Below are 17226 nucleotides of genomic sequence, written 5' to 3'. Positions count from 1 at the left end.
CCGTGGGGCGCTCTGCGTCGGGCACGTCGCCCTGGCCGAACGCGTCCCTCCGTCGGGCGCGTCCCGCTGGTCGGGGGCGTCCCCCTGGTCGGGCGCGTCCCGCTGGTCGGGGGCGGCCCTCTGATCGGGCGCTGGGTGAGCATTATCCGTACTGGGGGCGGGATAGTGCACGCTCTTGGCCCCGAACCCGGGCAGTTTCCGGCCTCTGGGCCGGAACATGCTCGAGGGGGACGCCGCATCTGGGGCGTCGGGCGTGGGGGATGCCAGGTCTGGGCGGCCGAGGGGTCCCGGCCCGAGTTACGGCCTGCGGGCGCGGGGGACGCACGTGGCCTGGGCCACGCCGCTGATCACCCCGTTGGTGCTGGGTGAGCACTAGCCGTACTGGGGGCCGGATGGTGCACGCGTTTGGCCCCGAATGCGGGCAGTTTCCGGCCTCTGGGCCGGAACGTGCTCAAGGAGGACGCCGTGTGTGGGCGACGGCCGAGAGAAGGGGACGCCGCATCTGGGGCGACGGCCGAGGGGTCCCGGCCTGAGCTACGGCCTGCGAACGCCGGGGACGCGGCGTCCTAGTCATGCCGTTGATCAGCCGGCGGGTGTGAGCACTGTCCGTACTGGGGGCCGGATAGTGCACGCGTTTGGCCCTGAATGCGGGCAGTTTCCGGCCTCTGGGCCGGAGCGTGCTCGAGGGGGACGCCGTGTCTGGGGCGACGGCCAAGCGAGGGGGACGCCGCGTCTGGGGCGACGGCCGAGGGCGGGATCGGGCTTGTCGAGGGTGGCCAGTTGCGTCTGGGCGACGGTCGAGAGGACGCCGCGCCTGAACGACAGCTGACCCGCCGGGCCGAACGACGGGCCGAGAGCACCCGGGTCCGAGCGACGAGCAGGGGGTCCGAACGACGGCACAGGACGCGCACCCCCTCGGCGCCTCAGCCCAGAACCGCCGCCGCAACCCGGGCGGCCACGTCGCTCACCAGCACCTGGCCCTCCTCGTGGGACGGATTGCCCGAGCTGAGCACCGCCATCGAGTAGGACGCCGTCGGCGAGGCCACGTGTCCGATCGAGTTGTGGGTCCAGGTCACCTCGCAGAACTCGGCCCAGTCGTCGCAGGGCAGCGGATCGTCCAGCCAGCCGTTCTTCAGCATCACCTCGGCGTCCTCGGGGGCGCCCGCGCTGATCCCCCAGAACTGTTCGGGATCGACCCGGTGCATCAGGTCGAGGATGAAGTCGCTGTCGGCCCGGTTCAGCAGGGTGCCATCCACCAGGTGCCGAATCAGCCGGAGCTGGTCGCCGACCGTGACCTCCGACATGCCCCAGTCGTCGTCCTCGTAACTGGGGGTGGTCGCAGACATGCCGGCGGCGGCGAAGAACTCGGCCACCCCCTCGGCGCCACCGATCGACTCCCAGAGCTGCTGCTGGGCGTCGTTGTCCGAGACCGTGATGGCCAACTCGGCCAGCCAGCGCTCATCCTCGGTGACCTCGAGGCCCTGGGTCTCGGCCTGCCAGAACAGGGCGGTCACCGTGGAGACCTTGATGATGCTGGCCGCCTCGAAGACCGCTGAGCCGTTCCGTTCGCAACCGACTCCAGTCTGGTCGTCGTGAACGGCGAATGCGACGGTGCCGGCGGTGGCCTGGATCAGCGTCTGGTCGGTCATGATCCGTTCGGCCAGTTCATGCGCGCCGGGGGTGTCCGGGAACTCGCAGCTGATCACCGCGGGCCGCTGCTGCTCGCGGGCCGATTCGGCCGGCTCGGCAGCGGTGGTCGCGGTTGCGACAGTGCCGGGTGCGGTGGCATCCGGGGCCGCGGCATGGCAGGAGGCCAGCAACAACAGCACCGCCACACAGCCGGTCACAACGCGTTTCACCATTGCCACCGCACTCCAGGCGAGGGACCTGCTGTTCGATCGGCGACCTGTGCAAGCTGTCATCGGTTTGTCAGGCACCGGTCAGTGGGAGGCAGAACCGCAGCTCGGGCAACCCGAACGGGGCGTGCGGTTCGGTGTCGGCCGGTCGCCAACCCCAGTGCCGGTAGATCTCGATCGCCGGCTGGTGCACCGCCAGCACCCACAGGTTCGCCCGCCGGCAACCCTGTTCGCGAAGCACGGCCAGGGCGGCCGCCATCAGCGCGCGGCCCACCCCGCGACCCTGCGCCTCCGGGTGAACGTACAGCCTGGCCAGCCAGCCCTCACCGTCGACGACCCGGGCCGCCACGGTGCCGACGGGACGGCCATGGAGCCGGGCCAGCAGCACTGTCGCCCCGGCGTCCAGTAGCGTCCGCCACTCATCGCGCAGGGTCTCGTCGCTTGGGAAGGGGGTGTCGAAGTAACCGGCGTACGCCTCCGCGATCGCCTCCCGATGTGGCTCGACCAGCACCTCGGGGTCGGTGCAGCGCTCGATCGTCAGCGACATCGGAGTCCGTACCGCGGGGTCAGGACGCCGCTCAAGGACGATGGCCCTCGGCTTCCCCGGCGTCGGTCGGGGTGATCTCGACCTTCGGCGGGTGCAGGATCGCCCGGGCCACATTGTGGTAGCCGAAGCCGTCGAGCAGCTTGGCGGCCTCGGTGTCGCTGAGGTTGTACGCGTGCGCCAGCATCCGCACCTGCTCGGTGTAGAACGCGTGCAGCTTTGATACACCGTTCAGGAACTGGAGCGGATCAGCCATCTTGCACCTTTCGCCGACCAGGAAGACCAGACCTTCAACTTTATGCCCAACCCGTGCCCAGACCAATCCGGCAGTTCGTGGCGGGCCGCGCGACATAAGGTTGTGGCCATGCCGAACGAGCACCCCTTCGCGGGGAAGTGGAACCACAACTCCCGGCACTACCCGACCATCGGCGACCTGGTTGACGGCTGCCGTGTGGTGCTGGACGTCGGCTGCGGCGACGGTACCCTGGCCCACTACCTCGCCAGGCGCGGGCATCAGGTGATCGGCATCGACCTCGACCCGGCACTGCTGCCCCCCGACAGCGAGGACGTCCACTTCATGATGGGGGACGCGACCGGGCTGCAGTTCGCCGACGACTCCTTCGACGCGGTGGTCAGTGTGATGTTGCTGCACCAGACCCGGCTCGAACTGGCCCTGGTCGAGATGCGTCGCGTCCTCAAGCCCGGCGGCCTGCTGGTCAACCTCGGAATAGCCCGCGACAAGGGCGTCGGCGACCTGGGCCGGACCGTACTGGACACCATCGCCGAACCGTTCAGCCGCCGCGGCACGACCTCCTGGCAGCCCGGCACCACCCAGTTGCCGGCCCGGCTGGGCTGGCAGGAGACCCACGAGGCGATCGACCGGATGTTGCCCGGGGTTGAGTTCCGGCGCGTCCCGGGCTGGCGCTACCTGGCCACCTGGCGGCGACCGGTCTGAGCGGCGAGCGCACCAGTGACCCCGAGTCGATCACGACGGCGCGCATCGTTAAGCTGAAGCCCATGCAGATAGGCATTCCACGTGAATCCCTGCCCGGTGAGAACCGTGTCGCTGCCACACCAACGTCGGTGCAGCAGCTGATCAAACTGGGCTACTCCATAGTCGTCGAACACGACGCCGGCGCGCGAGCGTCCCTTCCGGATGAGGCCTACGAGGCGGCCGGTGCGCGGATCGGGAAGACCGCCGAGGTCTGGGGTTCGGACGTGGTGCTGGCGGTGAACGAACCCAGCGTGGACGAACTGGAAGCCATGCGGCCCGGCGCGACCCTGATCACCTTCCTGCACCCCCGGCAGAACGAGGCGCTGCTCCAGGCGCTGCAGAAGCGGCGCGTGACCGCGTTGTCGATGGACATGGTGCCGCGGATCTCCCGCGCCCAGTCGATGGACGCGCTGAGTTCGATGGCCAACATCTCCGGGTACCGGGCGATCGTCGAGGCGTCCTACGACTTCGGACGCACCTTCGGCGGCCAGGTGACCGCGGCCGGCAAGGTCGCCCCGGCCAAGGTCTTTGTCATCGGCACCGGCGTGGCCGGGCTGGCGGCGCTCGGCGCGGCGAACTCGCGCGGCGCCGAAGTCTACGCCACCGACGTCCGCCCCGAAACCGCGGAGCAGGTGGAGTCGATGGGCGCCACCTTCCTCAAGGTGCGGGCCGGGAAGGACGACCAGGGCGTCTCCACCGACGGTTACGCCAAGGAGACCTCCGACGACTACAACGTGCGGGCCGCCGAGCTGTACATGGAGCAGGCCCGCAAGGTCGACATCATCGTCACCACCGCAGCGATTCCGGGACGCCCGTCACCCAAGCTGATCACCGCCGAGATGGTCGAGGCGATGCGCCCGGGTTCGGTGATCGTCGACCTCGCGGCGCTGGGCGGCGGCAACTGCGAGCTCACCCGACCGGGCGAGAAGTACGTCACCGACAACGGCGTAACCATCATCGGCTACACCGACCTGCCCAGTCGGCTGCCCGGGGTGGCAAGCCAGCTCTACGCCACCAATCTGGTCAACCTGCTCAAGCTGGCCACTCCGAACTCCGACGGCCAGCTGGTGGTCGACTTCGACGACGAGGTCCTGCGCAGCATGACCGTCACCCGCGACGGTGAGATCACCTTCCCACCGCCGCCGATCCAGGTTTCGGCGGCCCCGGTGGCCAAGCCCGACAAGGAGGAGCTGCCGCGCGGGGCCGAGGAGGTCAAGGCGCCGCGGCCCTGGTTCGTGACCTTTGGCATCGTCGGGGTGCTGGCGGTTGCAGCGATCGCGCTGCTCACCTTCGCCCCGTCGTCGTTCGTCTCGCTGTTCGGGGTGTTCGCGCTGGCCCTGGTCGTCGGCTACTACGTGGTGTGGAACGTCACCGCGGCGCTGCACACGCCGCTGATGAGTGTCACCAACGCGGTCTCCGGCATCATCCTGGTGGGTGCGATCACCCAGCTCGGCAACGAGAACTGGGCGATCAAGATCATCGCCACGGTTGCGGTGCTGATCGCCAGCATCAACGTCTTCGGCGGCTTCACCGTCACCCAGCGCATGCTCAAGATGTTCCGGAAAGGCTGATCACCTCATGCTTGCCAACTTCGTACAGTCGACCTATATCGTCGCCGGACTGCTGTTCATCTTCGCGTTGGCGGGTCTGTCCAGGTTCGAGACCTCCAAGCGCGGCAACGCCTTCGGCATGCTCGGGATGGCGCTGGCCGTGATCGCCACCATCGTGGCGGTCTGGGCGCCGGCGTCCTGGCACGGGCCGGACTGGGCGGTCCGGATGCCCAGTTTCATCGGAGAGGCCGGCATCGCGTCGGTGGTGCTGCTGGTGGCCGCGATGGCCGTTGGTGCCGTGATCGGCACCATCAAGGCGGTCCGGGTCGAGATGACCGGCATGCCGCAGCTGATCGCCCAGCTGCACAGCTTCGTCGGCCTGGCCGCGGTGCTGATCGGCTTCAACGTCTTCATCGAGATCGACGGGGCGCTGCGGGCCGGCGAACCGCAGACCGATCTGGCCTTCCACCTGGCGGAGGTCTGGATCGGCGTCTTCATCGGCGCGGTCACCTTCACCGGTTCGATCGTGGCGTGGGGCAAGCTGGCCGAGAAGATCCCGTCCAAACCGCTCACCCTGCCCGCCCGCAACCTGCTCAACCTGGTCACCCTGATCGGCATCATCGCTTGTGGGGTCTGGTTCCAGAACTCCCAGTCGTGGGCTGCGCTGATCATCCTGACGATCCTCAGCTTCTTCCTCGGCTTCCACCTGGTGGCCGCCATCGGCGGCGCCGACATGCCGGTGGTCATCTCGATGCTGAACTCCTACTCCGGCTTCGCGGCCGCATTCAGCGGTTTCGCGCTGGGCATGAACGTGTTGATCATCACCGGCGCGCTGGTGGGCGCGTCGGGCGCCATCCTCAGCTACATCATGTGCAAGGCGATGAACCGCTCGTTCATCTCGGTGATCCTGGGCGGCTTCGGCGCCGAGACCACCACGGCGGCCGCCGGTGAGCAGGGCGAGATCCAGGAGGTCACTGCCGACGAGCTCGGTTCGTGGCTGATGGACGCCCAGTCGGTGATGATCACCCCCGGCTACGGCATGGCGGTGGCGCAGGCCCAGTACCCGGTGGCAGAGCTGACCAAGCGGCTCACCGACGCCGGGGTCAAGGTGCGGTTCGCCATCCACCCCGTCGCCGGACGCCTGCCCGGCCACATGAACGTCCTGCTCGCCGAGGCCCGCGTCCCCTACGACATCGTCTACGAGATGGACGAGGTCAACGACGAGTTCGACGAGACCGACGTCGTGCTGGTCATCGGCGCCAACGACACCGTCAACCCGACCGCCATGCAGCCGGGCACCCCGATCTCGGGGATGCCGGTGCTGCACGTCTGGGAGGCAAAGAAGGTCGTCGTGTTCAAGCGATCGATGAAGCCGGGCTACGCAGGGGTGGAGAACCCGCTGTTCTTCCACGACAACAGCTACATGCTGTTCGGTGACGCGAAGGCCTCGGTGGACGCCATCAACGCCGCGCTGCCGGCCGCGGATTCCCGGCTGGCGATCACGTCCTGACGGCGGGCAGGTTCACTGCGCCGGGCCGAGCAGCCGGGTGGAGTCGTCCTCGGTCGCGCCGGCGAGCCGGGCGAGCAACTTGCGATGCCAACGCTCCGGCAGCCCGGGGGTGTCGACGAGCCGGCGGGCACCGTCGAGGTCGTGCTTGTCGACGTTCACGATGCGGGCGATCTCGGCCATGGTCGGGGCGCCGACCGGACGCTCCAGCAGCTCGACCGCGTCCCCCTTGGTCACCAGGCCGGGCGCCAGCACCCGGACGTACCAGCCCGACCAACCGGTGCGCTGCACCCGCACCACCAGGTCGGCCACGCCCCAGCGGCTGGCCAGCTTGTAGCAGGGGCTGCGCGGCTGGCTGACCTGGACGACCGCCCCGCCGAGCCGCCACGTCTCGCCCAGCACGACCGTGGTCTCGTCCGGTCCAGGCCGACCGGCCACCCCGGCCAGAGTGATGTTCTCGAAGAACGCACCGAACGGCAGGTCCAGGCCCTCGTCGAGGCGCCAGCGCGGGTAGTGGTGGCCGGCGTAGACCAGCAGCGCCTTGTCCGGCCCACCATGATTCCTGCGGTCGGCCTGTTCATCGCCGGCCAGGCCGAGCGTGTCCAGCCAGACCGGCTCGGCCACCTCGTCCTTGACCGCAGCGCTGGGAACCGCCCGCCCGGCCCACTGGTGGGTGCGGACGCGGCCAGTCCGCACGGCTGCGACGGTGGCGACCCGGGTCACCTCGAGCGTCCAGACGGGTGCTCAGGCAGCAGGACCTCGTCGGCCCAACTGCGCACCAGCCAGCCCGAAGCCGGTTCACCCTCCAGGATGATCACGTCGGTGTTGGCCAGCTCGCGGGTGTTCGGCACCTCGATGTTGTTGGCCCGCTGCGGCACCCAGACCCGCATCGCTGCGCCGTGGGAGACCGCGGCCGCCGCCTGGTGGGCCTGCGCGATCCGGGCGATCGCGGCGTCGAACCGGGCGAAGAAGTTGTGGGCGTCCTCGCTGCGCTCCAACCTGAAGTGCGGTTCCTCCGCCCAGCGGACCAGTGCGGACACGTAGATGCTCCAGTCGGTGTTGCGTTCCTGCACCCCGGCGGGGATCTCACGCAGCCCGGGCAGCTGGTGCACCGGCCGCCCCAGTCGGTCGGCCAGCGGTTGGGCGGTCTGCACGGCGCGGGTCAGGTCGGAGGCGTAGACCGCCTCGATCGGTTCTCCGGCCAGCCGATCGGCGAGCGTCTCGGCCTGGGCCAACCCGGTCTCGTCCAGCGGCGCACCCGGGTGCACAGTGTCCAGCACGTGGTTCACGTTGGATTCGGTCTGGCCATGCCTGATCAGGTACAAACGCACGCGCCCAAGCCTAGCCAGCGCCTCCAGCTCAGCCGTGGGACGGTTCGGAACGGGGACGGCGTCCGGACAGGGGACAGCCCAGCGCCCCACCCCCGGGTAAACGCTGGGCCGTCGAACCCATGCCTGTCGACCGCGGTCACTTCACCGCGCCCGCGGTCAGTCCACGGACGAAGTACCGCTGCAGCAGCAGGAAGACCACGACCGGGATGACCATCGAGATGAAGGCACCGGCGCTCAGCAGGTACCAGGCCGACCCCCGGCTGCCGGTCAGCTGCGAGATGTAGACCGTCAGCGGGGCGGCTGCCGGGCTGCCACCCAGGAAGACCATCGACACCAGCAGGTCGTTCCATGTCCACAGGAACTGGAAGATGCCGTACGAGGCGATCGCCGGAGTGGCCAGCGGCAGAATGATCCGCAGGAAGATCTGCACCGGGCTGGCACCATCGATGGTCGCCGCCTCGATCAGCGCCGGCGGTTGGTCGCGGATCGAGTTGAACATCATCCACACCGCCAACGGCAGCCCGAAGGCGGTGTGCGAGATCCACACCGTCCAGTAGGTGCCGTCGATGCCGAGCGCCCCGTACATCTGCATCAGCGGCACCAGGGCCACCTGCAGCGGCACCACCTGCAGCGCGAAGACCACGATGAACAGCCAGTCCCGGCCCGGGAACCGCAGCCACGCGAAACCGTACGCGGCCAGCGACGCCAGGGTGAGCGGGATCAGGGTGCTCGGGATGGTGATCACCAGCGAGTTGATGAAGTAGTCGAGCATGGACGCCGAGCCGCTGCCGGACAGCGCCTGGGCGTAGTTGTCGAGCGTGAACTCGGGGTTGCTGAATATCGTCCACCAGCCGCTGCGGGTGATGTCGGCCTGGGTGCGGAACGAGGTGATCAGCAGACCGACCGTCGGCACCGTCCACACGGTGGCGATCACGATGGCGACCACGGTGGCCCATGGTGAGCTGACGGCGCGAGTCGCGTCGAGCTTCTTGCGGCGACGCCGGGGTGAGGTCTCGGCCTCGACCTGTTCGACCAACCCGACGGGGACGACTGGAGCACTACTCATCACGACACCTGCCTCAACTGCCGGACGTTGTAGAAGATGATCGGCGAGACCAGCACGAACAGCAGCACCGCCAGCGCCGATCCCAGCCCCGGCTGGTTCTGGGTGAAGCTGGAGGAGTAGAAGTCGTTGGCCACCACCGAGGTGCGGAAGTTACCGCCGGTCATCGTCCGGACGATGTCGAAGACCTTCAGGGCGGCGATGGCGATGGTGGTCAGCACCATGATCAGCGAGGCCCGGATGCTCGGCAGGGTCACGAACCGGAACAGCGACCAGCCCGTGGCCCCGTCGATCTTGGCCGCCTCGATGATGTCCTCGGGAATCGCCTTGATCGCCGCCGACAGCACGGTCATCGCGAAGCCGGCCTGGATCCAGATCATCACCACGATCAGGAACAGGTTGTTCCACGGGAACTCGATCAGGAACTGCTGGGTGTCCAGACCGAAGGTCTTCAGGAACTGGTTCAGCAAGCCGATCTGCGGCGCCTGGGTGGGCCGGTACTCGTAGACGAACTTCCAGATCACCGAGGCGCCGACCATCGAGATCGCCATCGGCATGAAGATCAGCGTCTTGGCGACCGATTCAATCGGGGTGCGGTCAACGATGATGGCGTACAGCAGACCGATTCCGATCGCCAGCACCGGCACCAGCAACACCCACACGGCGGTGTTGATGATCGACTGTCGCAGATCGTCCCGGGTGAAGATCGAGGCATAGTTCACCAACGAGAAGGCGCCGCTGCCCGAGGCGCCGCGAACCGACTGGACGATGGTCAGGATGGTGGGCCAGATCAACCCGACGGCCACCAGAACCAGGGTCGGGCCGACGAAGAAGATCGCGCGTACCGTGTCGCCGTGCTTGCCGCGGGCCCTGCTCGCCGCGAACAACAGCAGCGCGATCAGTGCGGCAAGGACCGCCAGGGCCAGCAGCATCTGGCCGAACTTCCAAGCCACCGATGAACCTCCTTTGTGGATCTGGCACCCGAAACGCTCAAGTTGCGGGCAGGTCTGCGAACCCACCCGCAACCTGAGCAGTCAGGTGCATCTGCGTGCTGGACGAATCAGCTCACCGGGGCCAGGAGTCCTCGACCTGGGTGGTGACCTCCTGTGCGGTCCGGCCGTCGGTGGTCCAGTCGACCATCGCCGTCCAGAAGGTTCCGGCGCCAACCGCGCTCGGCATCAGGTCGGAGCCGTCGAAGCGGAAGACCGTCAGCTCGTCCTGCAGCATCTCGACCGACAGCCTGTCGACCTCGTTCACCAGCAGTTCGGGGTCCAGCCCCTTGTTCGCGCTCACCGCACCACCGGTGGTGGTGGCCTTCGCGCGCTCGTTGGCCCAGTCGTCGCTCGACAGGTAGGTCTGGAAGGCCTGCACCTCGGGACGATCCGCGAACGCCAGCGCGAAGTCGCCGCCGCCGATCACCGGCTTGGCCTGTGCCGGGTCGACTGCCGGCAGGTAGAAGGCCCACACGTCGCCATCAGGTCCGACGTTGGTGCCTTCCGGCCACATGCTGCCGTAGAAGGACGCCTGGCGGTGCATGTAGCAGGTGCCGTCCAGGATGGGCAGCCCGGCGTCCACGAACGCGGTGGTCGAGATGGTGCGGGAATCGCCCAGGCCACCGTTGACGTAGTCGTTGTTCAGCAGGATCTGGCCGGCGGTGTCGAAGGCCTCGATGACGACGGGGTCGTTGAACGGGATCTCGTGGGTAGTCCACTTGTCGTACGTTTCGCCGTCGGAGGTGCGCAGCAGCACGTCCTCGATCCAGTCGGTGCCGACCCATCCGGTGGACGCGCCGTCGCCGAAGCCGACGCACCACGGCTTGGTCAGGCCGTCATCGTGGGCGGCGGCGATCTCGGCGGTCAGCGACATCATCTCGTCCCAGGTCTCGGGCACCTGGTAGCCGCCGTCGGAGAATGCCTGCGGGGAGTACCAGACCAGCGACTTGACCGAGGCGCCCAGCGGGGCGGCGTAGAAGGTGCCGTCGACGGTGCCGTAGGCCTTCCAGTCCTCGCCGAAGAACTCGTCGACGTTGGCCTCCACATCGGCTGGGGCGGGGACGGGCTCGCCGGTCGCGACCAGGGTCTGGACGAGACCCGGCTGCGGGACGAACGCGATGTCGGGGGCGTTGCCGCCCTGTACGCGAACCGAGATCTGCTCGGAGAACGCCTTGTCGCCCTCGTACACGATGGTGGCGCCGGTGCATTCCTCGAACGCCCGGAACGACTCGGTGTAGGGGTCGGCCTCGGGGGAGACGATGGCGGTGTAAACCGTCACCTCGGTACCCGCCAGGTCGCCGTACGCCTCATAGGCGGTGCAGTCGACTTCCTCACCCGGGGATTGCGCGCCGCCACTGTCACCGTTGGATCCACATGCCGCCAGAGCCAGCAGCAGGGCAGCTCCCACTGCAACCGGCTTGGTCAGTTTGCGTGACATCAATGTCTCCTTTGCCACAGATCGGTTATGGGTAGGTGTTGCCTCTCATCCTCGTCCTGAAACCCGTTGTCTGCTCGGAAACTGGTTCACGATTTGATAACTATTGGCTCGCCGGCTGCGGGTGTGCGAGGGGCCGGGACGGCGCCCCGCGCGGTTGCCGGGCGGGCAGTCGCCCGGGCGCATGCGGGCCGCGGCAGGGCCGGGCACTTTCCGAACCGGGCGGCGGATAATGCACGCCAGGAGCCTCGTTCGCGAGCAGTTTCCGGGCGAGGGGACGGATAGAGCACGACCGATGTCCCGGGAGCCCCTCCCGGTGAGCAGTTTCCGAGCCCGGCGCCGGATAGTGCACGCGCGATGTCCCGGGAGCCCCTCCCGGTGAGCAGTTTCCGAGCCCGGCGCCGGATAGTACACGCCAGGAGCCGCTCTCGCGGGCATTCTTGCGAATCGGGGACGGATAGTGTCCGGCAACCCGGCGGATCAGTCGGTCCGCCGGGTCAGCGCAACGGATGGCCGCTCAGCGGTCCTCGTGCATCAGCGTCACCAGGTCCTCAGCCAACTCCGAGGTCATGATGTCGTCTACCGGACGCGGCAGCGCGAACCTCCAGTTCGGGTAGCTGTCAACGGTGCCGGGCATGTTCGGACGCTCCCGCACCATGGCGACGTCGTCGATGTTCACCACGACCATCAAGGAATCCGCGTCCGACAACAGGCGGTACCGCGACAGCACGGCCGCCTTGACGTCGGTCTCGCTGATCATGCTGAGCGGCCGCTCCGGATCGATGTGCGCCATCTCGGCCATCAGCCGGCGGGTCCGCTCGATGTGCGCCCAGTCGGCGTTCTTGCCGATCCGCTTCAGGTCGGCCACGTCGCTGCCGGTCAGCAGCCCGGCGACCGTCACCTGGTCGTGGGTCGAGCTGGTGCCCACGCCCAGCACCGGGAACTCACTGATCGGCGTCCGCATGCCCGACCGGTTGCCCAACATCCCGATGGCCGCCATGGTTTCGCGCACCCCCTCGGCCACGGTGCCCATGTCCTCGCCGACGATCCAGGCGTTGACGCGCATCGCCTCAAGCCGCAGGATCGCCAGCAGCGCGTCGACGGGGTAGTAGACGTAGACACCGTCGGCGGCGCTGGCGTCCACCGGCACCCAGTACAGCCGCCACAGCTGCATCACGTGGTCCATCCGCAGGCTGCCGGCGTAGCGCAGCGCCGAGTGCACCATCTCGATGAACGGAGCGAAGTCGGCCTGCACCAGGGCTCGGGGGTTGAACGGCGGCAGGCCCCAGCGCTGGCCCTCGGTGTTGTGGGAGTCCGGCGGCGCGCCGATCTCGAAGGAGAAGTCGAGCATGTCCTGGAACGCCCACGCGTCGGCGCTGCCGGCGTCGAAACCGACCGCCAGGTCGGCGATCACGTCCACCCCCGACCCGGCGTGGCAGGCGTCGCGGTACTGCACGCTGGCCACGTACTGCACCCAGATGTGGAAGCGGATCCGGTCCCGGTGCTCCTCGGCGAACTTGCGGGCCCCTGGCGAGTCGGGACGCCGCAGTTCCTCCGGCCAGCGCCGCCAGTCGGCGTGCTGCTGGTCCTCGGCGATGGCCGACCAGACCGCGAACCGCTGCAACTGCAGGCCCTGTTCGGTCTCCCAGGCACGGAACTCGACGTTGGGCTCGTCCTTGATGACCGCCCAGATGCGCTGCAGCGCCTCGTTCTTCAGCGCCCAGACCCGGTCACGGTCGATCATCCGCCCGTCGTTCAGGGCGCGGCCGGCGGCGTCCAGGTCGGTCAGATCGACCCGCTCGGCACCGTAGACCGCGCCCGGGGCGATGTGCAGCATGTTCAGGAACAACCGGCTCGCCGGGGAGTACGGGGAGGGCTGCGGATTCGGCAGTGGTGCGATTGCGTGCACCGGCGACACCTGCACACAGGTGGCGCCCTGGCTTGCGGCGATGCGACAGATCAGGGCCAGGTCGCGGAAGTCGCCGATGCCCCACGAGCCGCGGGAGCGGGCGGCGTAGAGCTGGATCTGCCATCCCCAACCCCGCTCCGGGGTCCTGAGGTGCTCGGGAGCGGCGATCACGAACCGGCGGACGCCGTCGCGGGTGTAGAGGATGTGGTAACCCGGCACGTCCACCACGCCGTGGCACTGGAAGTGGATGCCGTCCTCGAGGATCAGCGTGCCGAACAGCTCGGGGTGCCAACGGCCGGGGGTGCACACCAGCGGCGGGGCGGTCATGGCGTCCGGTTCACGGTCGAACGACGGGGCGACGCGTTCGAGGGTCTCGGTAGCGGTTTCGACCCAGTCGCCGCGGGTGTTCTGGTACCCGAACGACACACCGAGCGGGGCCAATTTCGCGATCAGCTGCTCGCGGCGGTCCATCGGTGTGCTCATCATCTCGATTGTCGCGCTCACGATCCTCCTACATGACCTGCCGGCTCGGTCAGCCGAGCCGGATCGGGACCCATTGTGCCCAATGCGAGGCGATTATCACCCGTGCGCCCGCTTCCTGAGCGCCGGCCGGGCCCCCGCAACCGGCTGAAGTGCCGTTGTCAGCCCAGATGCCTGAGCGCTTCCCGGCGGCTCAGCGTGCTCAGCTGCTCGGCGTGTTCGGCCACGAAGCGGCGCACCCAGGCCGCGTCCACCCGCGCGTACTCGCGCAGTGCCCAGCCGATCGCCTTGCGGACGAAGAAGTTGGTGCCGAACTGCGATTCGAAGAAGTTCGCCTCGATCACCTCGGCGAGCAGCGCGGTGTCGGTGGCGGCGCCGAACCTCAGCTGGCTGAGAATTGCCACCCGACGCAGCCATGGGTCGTCGGCGTTGGCCCACGCCCGGATCCTGCTCGCCTGCTCCGGCTCGGCGCGCAGCACATCACCGACCAGGTGGGAGGCCAACGGGTCGACCAGGTCCCACCAGGCGCCGGTGCGGGCCATCAGTTCGTACAGGTCGAGCAGGTCGCCACCGGTCCAGGTGCGTCTGGCGTCGGCCAGTTCGATGGCGGCCAGGCATTCCTCGCGGTGGGTCGCCCCGGTCCACAACGACCGGATAGCGGCGATCCACTCGTCGCGGGTCAGGGTGGGACGCCGCGAGGCGGCGGTTCGGACGATCATCCGCACCCTCGGGTTCGGGATGCCGTGGCAGGGCATGGTCGACTTCACGTAGGCCTGCTGCTGGACAGCGCGTTCAGGGTTCGCCGCGGCCGCCAGTTCGGCGCGGATCGTCGCGACCAGATCGTCCTGCCTGCCCATGGTTCGCCTCCTCCGCGCCGCCAGCGTAAACCAGCCGGGTGCCCGAACCCGGGATTCCCTGGCATCATTCGTCTGGGTGCCGGTGAGGGATGGGCCGAGCCGGGTTGGGAGTGGATTGGAGCTGGCGCATGCGCGATCCCGAAGGCGAACTGTCCAGTCCGTTCGACCGGTTGGCCGGGCAGTGGGACGACGACCCGGCCCGGCTGCACCGGGCGGCGGCGGTGGCGTCCGCGATCATCCAGCGCACCACCGCGGGCGGGACGTGGCTCGACTACGGCGCCGGCACCGGGGCGCTGGGACTGGCGTTGCTCGGGCACGCCGATCGGGTGGTGCTTGCCGACAGTTCGGAGGCCATGGTGGCGGCCAGCCGGACGAAGATCGCGACGGCCAGGCTGGCGGACCGGGTTCGGGCCGTCCGGGTCGACCTCGCGCGCGGCGACGAGTTGTCGGAGCGTTTCGACGGGGTGGCGTCCCTGCTGGCGCTGCACCACATCGGCGACGCTGCGAGCCTGATCGGACGGCTGGCCGGGCTGTTGCGTCCCGGCGGTTGGCTGGCACTGGCCGACCTGGACGCCGAGGACGGCAGCTTCCACGGACACCCGCACGACGGCGGCCGTGGGGTGTCGCCCGCGCACCACGGCTTCGAGCGTGCCGAGGTGGCCGACTGGCTGGCGGCGGCCGGGCTGGTCGAGGTCCGCTTCAGCACACCATGGCGTGAGCACAAGGAGGGACGCGACTACCCCGTCTTCCTGGCGGTGGGCCGGTTGGCAGCCTGACGGTTCGCTAACCTTTCCGCCATGCCGCTGCTGTTCGTCGATCTCGACAACACGCTGTCCGATCGGGCCGCCTCCTTCCGCTGTTGGGCTGCCGACTACCTGACCGAACGCTTCGGATCGGCCAGCAGCGAGATGTTGGAGGCCATGGTGGTCGCCGACGGGGACGGCTTCACCAAGCCCGATCCCCGGATCTTCGAGGTGGCCGCTCAGACCGCCGGCGGGACGCTGGCCGGGGCGTGGATGGTCGGGGACGCCGCCGAAACCGACATCGAGGGCGCCTGGGCCGCCGGGATCGAATCGGTGTGGCTGAGCCGGGGCCGCAGGTACCCCGACGGCTATGTGCGGCCGACCCTGATCGCCGAATCCTTCGACGAAGCCGTCGCCCTGATCGTTGCCAGGGTTGCGGTCTGACCTGGCCGGCCGGTCAATGGGTGCACGAAGTGCTGGTCTGCCCCACCCGATGCACCTACTATTGCCCGGACGAGCGCTCGGGCGGCGCGTAGGCTGCGTGGGTATGAGCAGCCAGGTGATCACGTGCCGGCACTGCGGGACCCGCAACCGGGTGCCGGCGAGCGCGTCCGGCCGGCCCACCTGCCCGAAGTGCAGCAATCCCCTGCCGTGGATCGCTGCGGCCGACGACGAGAACTTCGAGCAGGTCGCCGACTCGCAGAAGATCGCCGTTCTGGTCGACCTGTGGGCGCCGTGGTGCGGGCCGTGCCGGCAGGTGACGCCGGTGCTTGAGCAGATCGCCAACGACCAGGCCGGCCGGGTCAAGCTGGTGAAGGTGAACGTCGACAACTCGCCACTGGTGGCGTCCCGGTTCGGTGCCCGCTCGATCCCCACCATGGTGTTGCTCAGGAACGGCCGGGTCATCGCACGGCAGATCGGGGCGCTGCCGGCCGCCCGGCTGAAGCGCTGGGTGGCCGACAGCCTCAACTCGCCCGCAACCAACTGAGCCCGCGCGGCCCATACCGCACTTGACGACCGGGTGCGTGGTGTCTCAGGGAAGCCGCAGGTAGACTCGGGACTCCAAGGGGGTGCCTAATGGCGACAAGACCACCTGCGGTGGCTGGTTCCTTCTATCCGGCCAGGCCCGAGGCGCTGGCGTCCATGGTTGACGAACTGCTCGCCGACGCCCGCCCGAAGATGCCCGGCGGCCCCACCAAGGCGTTGGTCAGCCCGCATGCCGGCTTCATCTATTCCGGCTCCACCGCCGCGCTCGGCTTCGCCACCCTGAACCCCGCCACCCACCCGATCAGCCGAGTGGTGATCGCCGGCCCGACCCACCGGGTCGGCATCGAGGGCGTCGCGTTGCCCGGCACGGACGCGTTCGCCACTCCGCTGGGCGAGGTGCCGGTGGACACCGACACCGTGGCGCGGCTGGTCAGGCTGCGCCAGGTGAGAAGCCGCCCGGATGTGCACGCCGACGAGCACGCACTTGAGGTGCAATTGCCCTTCCTGCAGCGGATCCTTGACGGGTTCGTGCTGGTGCCGCTGGCGGTCGGCGAGATCGGTGCAGAAGCGGTGGCGGAGGTGCTGGACGCGGTCTGGGGTGGCCCCGAAACCCTGGTCATCATCAGCACCGACCTGTCGCACTACCACCCCTACCGGCAGGCCCGCGAGCTCGACCGTGCCACCATCGACGCCATCCTGGCCTGTCAGGTGCCGATCAGTGATCGGCTGGCGTGTGGGGTGCGGCCACTGAACGGCTTCCTGACCGTCGCTGCGCGGCGCGGGCTGCGTCCGGCGCTGCTGGGTATGTGCAACTCGGGCGACACCGCCGGGGACCGCTCCAGGGTCGTCGGGTATGCGTCCGTCGCCTGGCACGAGGAGGTCGAGTGAGCGACCCCGCCGCCCTGCTGCGCGTCCCGGCCGACGCCGGTGACGTGCTGCTGCCGTTGGCCCGGGCCGCCATCGCGGCCCGACTGGGTG

17 protein-coding genes are annotated in these 17226 nt (G+C 68.8%); 7 read left to right on the top strand and 10 right to left on the bottom strand.

Going from position 1 to position 17226, the window contains the following annotated elements; genetic code table 11:
* Positions 1-923: 923 nt before the first annotated feature.
* The 3 genes from WBL05_RS06430 to WBL05_RS06420 all read right to left on the bottom strand — a co-directional run bounded on the left by WBL05_RS06430 (position 924) and on the right by WBL05_RS06420 (position 2656).
* Positions 924-1862, bottom strand: a complete 939-nt coding sequence (locus WBL05_RS06430; RefSeq protein WP_424224564.1) for a serine hydrolase — start codon at positions 1860-1862, stop codon at positions 924-926.
* 67 nt (positions 1863-1929) lie between these two features.
* Positions 1930-2403 carry an N-acetyltransferase family protein gene (locus WBL05_RS06425; protein ID WP_424224563.1) on the bottom strand — a complete coding sequence of 158 codons (474 nt, stop codon included), beginning with the start codon at positions 2401-2403 and terminating at the stop codon, positions 1930-1932.
* A 31-nt stretch (positions 2404-2434) separates the two neighbouring features.
* A complete protein-coding gene (locus WBL05_RS06420; protein ID WP_424224561.1) occupies positions 2435-2656 on the bottom strand; it encodes a hypothetical protein in 222 nt (73 codons plus the stop codon).
* A 108-nt stretch (positions 2657-2764) separates the two neighbouring features.
* Here WBL05_RS06420 and WBL05_RS06415 point away from each other — a divergent pair, with 108 nt between their 5' ends.
* From WBL05_RS06415 to WBL05_RS06405, 3 genes are all read left to right on the top strand, one after another.
* The gene (locus tag WBL05_RS06415) at positions 2765-3355 is read left to right on the top strand and encodes a class I SAM-dependent methyltransferase (protein WP_424224559.1); all 591 of its coding nucleotides are present in this window, start codon (positions 2765-2767) and stop codon (positions 3353-3355) included.
* 62 nt (positions 3356-3417) lie between these two features.
* Positions 3418-4965, top strand: coding sequence for a Re/Si-specific NAD(P)(+) transhydrogenase subunit alpha (locus tag WBL05_RS06410; RefSeq protein ID WP_424224558.1), 1548 nt, complete (start codon positions 3418-3420; stop codon positions 4963-4965).
* 7 nt (positions 4966-4972) lie between these two features.
* Positions 4973-6454 (top strand): NAD(P)(+) transhydrogenase (Re/Si-specific) subunit beta, encoded by a 1482-nt coding sequence (locus WBL05_RS06405; protein WP_424224557.1) that lies wholly within the window; start codon positions 4973-4975, stop codon positions 6452-6454.
* A 12-nt stretch (positions 6455-6466) separates the two neighbouring features.
* Here the strand turns inward: WBL05_RS06405 and WBL05_RS06400 are convergent, their stop codons facing one another.
* The 7 genes from WBL05_RS06400 to WBL05_RS06370 all read right to left on the bottom strand — a co-directional run bounded on the left by WBL05_RS06400 (position 6467) and on the right by WBL05_RS06370 (position 14518).
* Positions 6467-7147 (bottom strand): MOSC domain-containing protein, encoded by a 681-nt coding sequence (locus tag WBL05_RS06400; protein ID WP_424224556.1) that lies wholly within the window; start codon positions 7145-7147, stop codon positions 6467-6469.
* A 23-nt stretch (positions 7148-7170) separates the two neighbouring features.
* Positions 7171-7782 carry a histidine phosphatase family protein gene (locus WBL05_RS06395; RefSeq protein WP_424224554.1) on the bottom strand — a complete coding sequence of 204 codons (612 nt, stop codon included), beginning with the start codon at positions 7780-7782 and terminating at the stop codon, positions 7171-7173.
* Between the two features lie 136 nt (positions 7783-7918).
* Positions 7919-8848, bottom strand: coding sequence for a carbohydrate ABC transporter permease (locus WBL05_RS06390; RefSeq protein WP_424224553.1), 930 nt, complete (start codon positions 8846-8848; stop codon positions 7919-7921).
* Positions 8848-9798, bottom strand: a complete 951-nt coding sequence (locus WBL05_RS06385; RefSeq protein WP_424224551.1) for a carbohydrate ABC transporter permease — start codon at positions 9796-9798, stop codon at positions 8848-8850. Before WBL05_RS06385 ends, WBL05_RS06390 begins: the two co-directional genes overlap by 1 nt.
* A gap of 112 nt (positions 9799-9910) precedes the next feature.
* The gene (locus WBL05_RS06380) at positions 9911-11275 is read right to left on the bottom strand and encodes an ABC transporter substrate-binding protein (RefSeq protein WP_424224550.1); all 1365 of its coding nucleotides are present in this window, start codon (positions 11273-11275) and stop codon (positions 9911-9913) included.
* Positions 11276-11789: 514 nt separating this feature from the next.
* Positions 11790-13685 (bottom strand): 4-alpha-glucanotransferase, encoded by a 1896-nt coding sequence (malQ, locus tag WBL05_RS06375; RefSeq protein WP_424224549.1) that lies wholly within the window; start codon positions 13683-13685, stop codon positions 11790-11792.
* A 137-nt stretch (positions 13686-13822) separates the two neighbouring features.
* The gene (locus WBL05_RS06370; RefSeq protein ID WP_424224548.1) at positions 13823-14518 is read right to left on the bottom strand and encodes a DNA alkylation repair protein; all 696 of its coding nucleotides are present in this window, start codon (positions 14516-14518) and stop codon (positions 13823-13825) included.
* A 128-nt stretch (positions 14519-14646) separates the two neighbouring features.
* Here WBL05_RS06370 and WBL05_RS06365 point away from each other — a divergent pair, with 128 nt between their 5' ends.
* From WBL05_RS06365 to amrB, 4 genes are all read left to right on the top strand, one after another.
* Positions 14647-15294 (top strand): class I SAM-dependent DNA methyltransferase, encoded by a 648-nt coding sequence (locus WBL05_RS06365; RefSeq protein ID WP_424224547.1) that lies wholly within the window; start codon positions 14647-14649, stop codon positions 15292-15294.
* 21 nt (positions 15295-15315) lie between these two features.
* Positions 15316-15705: an HAD family hydrolase gene (locus tag WBL05_RS06360; RefSeq protein WP_424224546.1), complete on the top strand. Its 390-nt coding sequence runs from the start codon at positions 15316-15318 to the stop codon at positions 15703-15705.
* Between the two features lie 103 nt (positions 15706-15808).
* The gene (trxA, locus tag WBL05_RS06355; RefSeq protein WP_424224545.1) at positions 15809-16249 is read left to right on the top strand and encodes a thioredoxin; all 441 of its coding nucleotides are present in this window, start codon (positions 15809-15811) and stop codon (positions 16247-16249) included.
* Positions 16250-16359: 110 nt separating this feature from the next.
* Entirely contained in the window at positions 16360-17136 is a 777-nt protein-coding gene (gene amrB, locus WBL05_RS06350) for an AmmeMemoRadiSam system protein B (RefSeq protein ID WP_424224543.1), read from the top strand.
* Positions 17137-17226 lie beyond the last annotated feature (90 nt).

Source organism: Brooklawnia sp. (assembly GCF_049651565.1).
Taxonomy (GTDB): Bacteria; Actinomycetota; Actinomycetes; order Propionibacteriales; family Propionibacteriaceae; genus Brooklawnia.
Note: the sequence above shows the minus strand (reverse complement) of the source record. Positions and strands in the feature narration are given on the sequence as shown.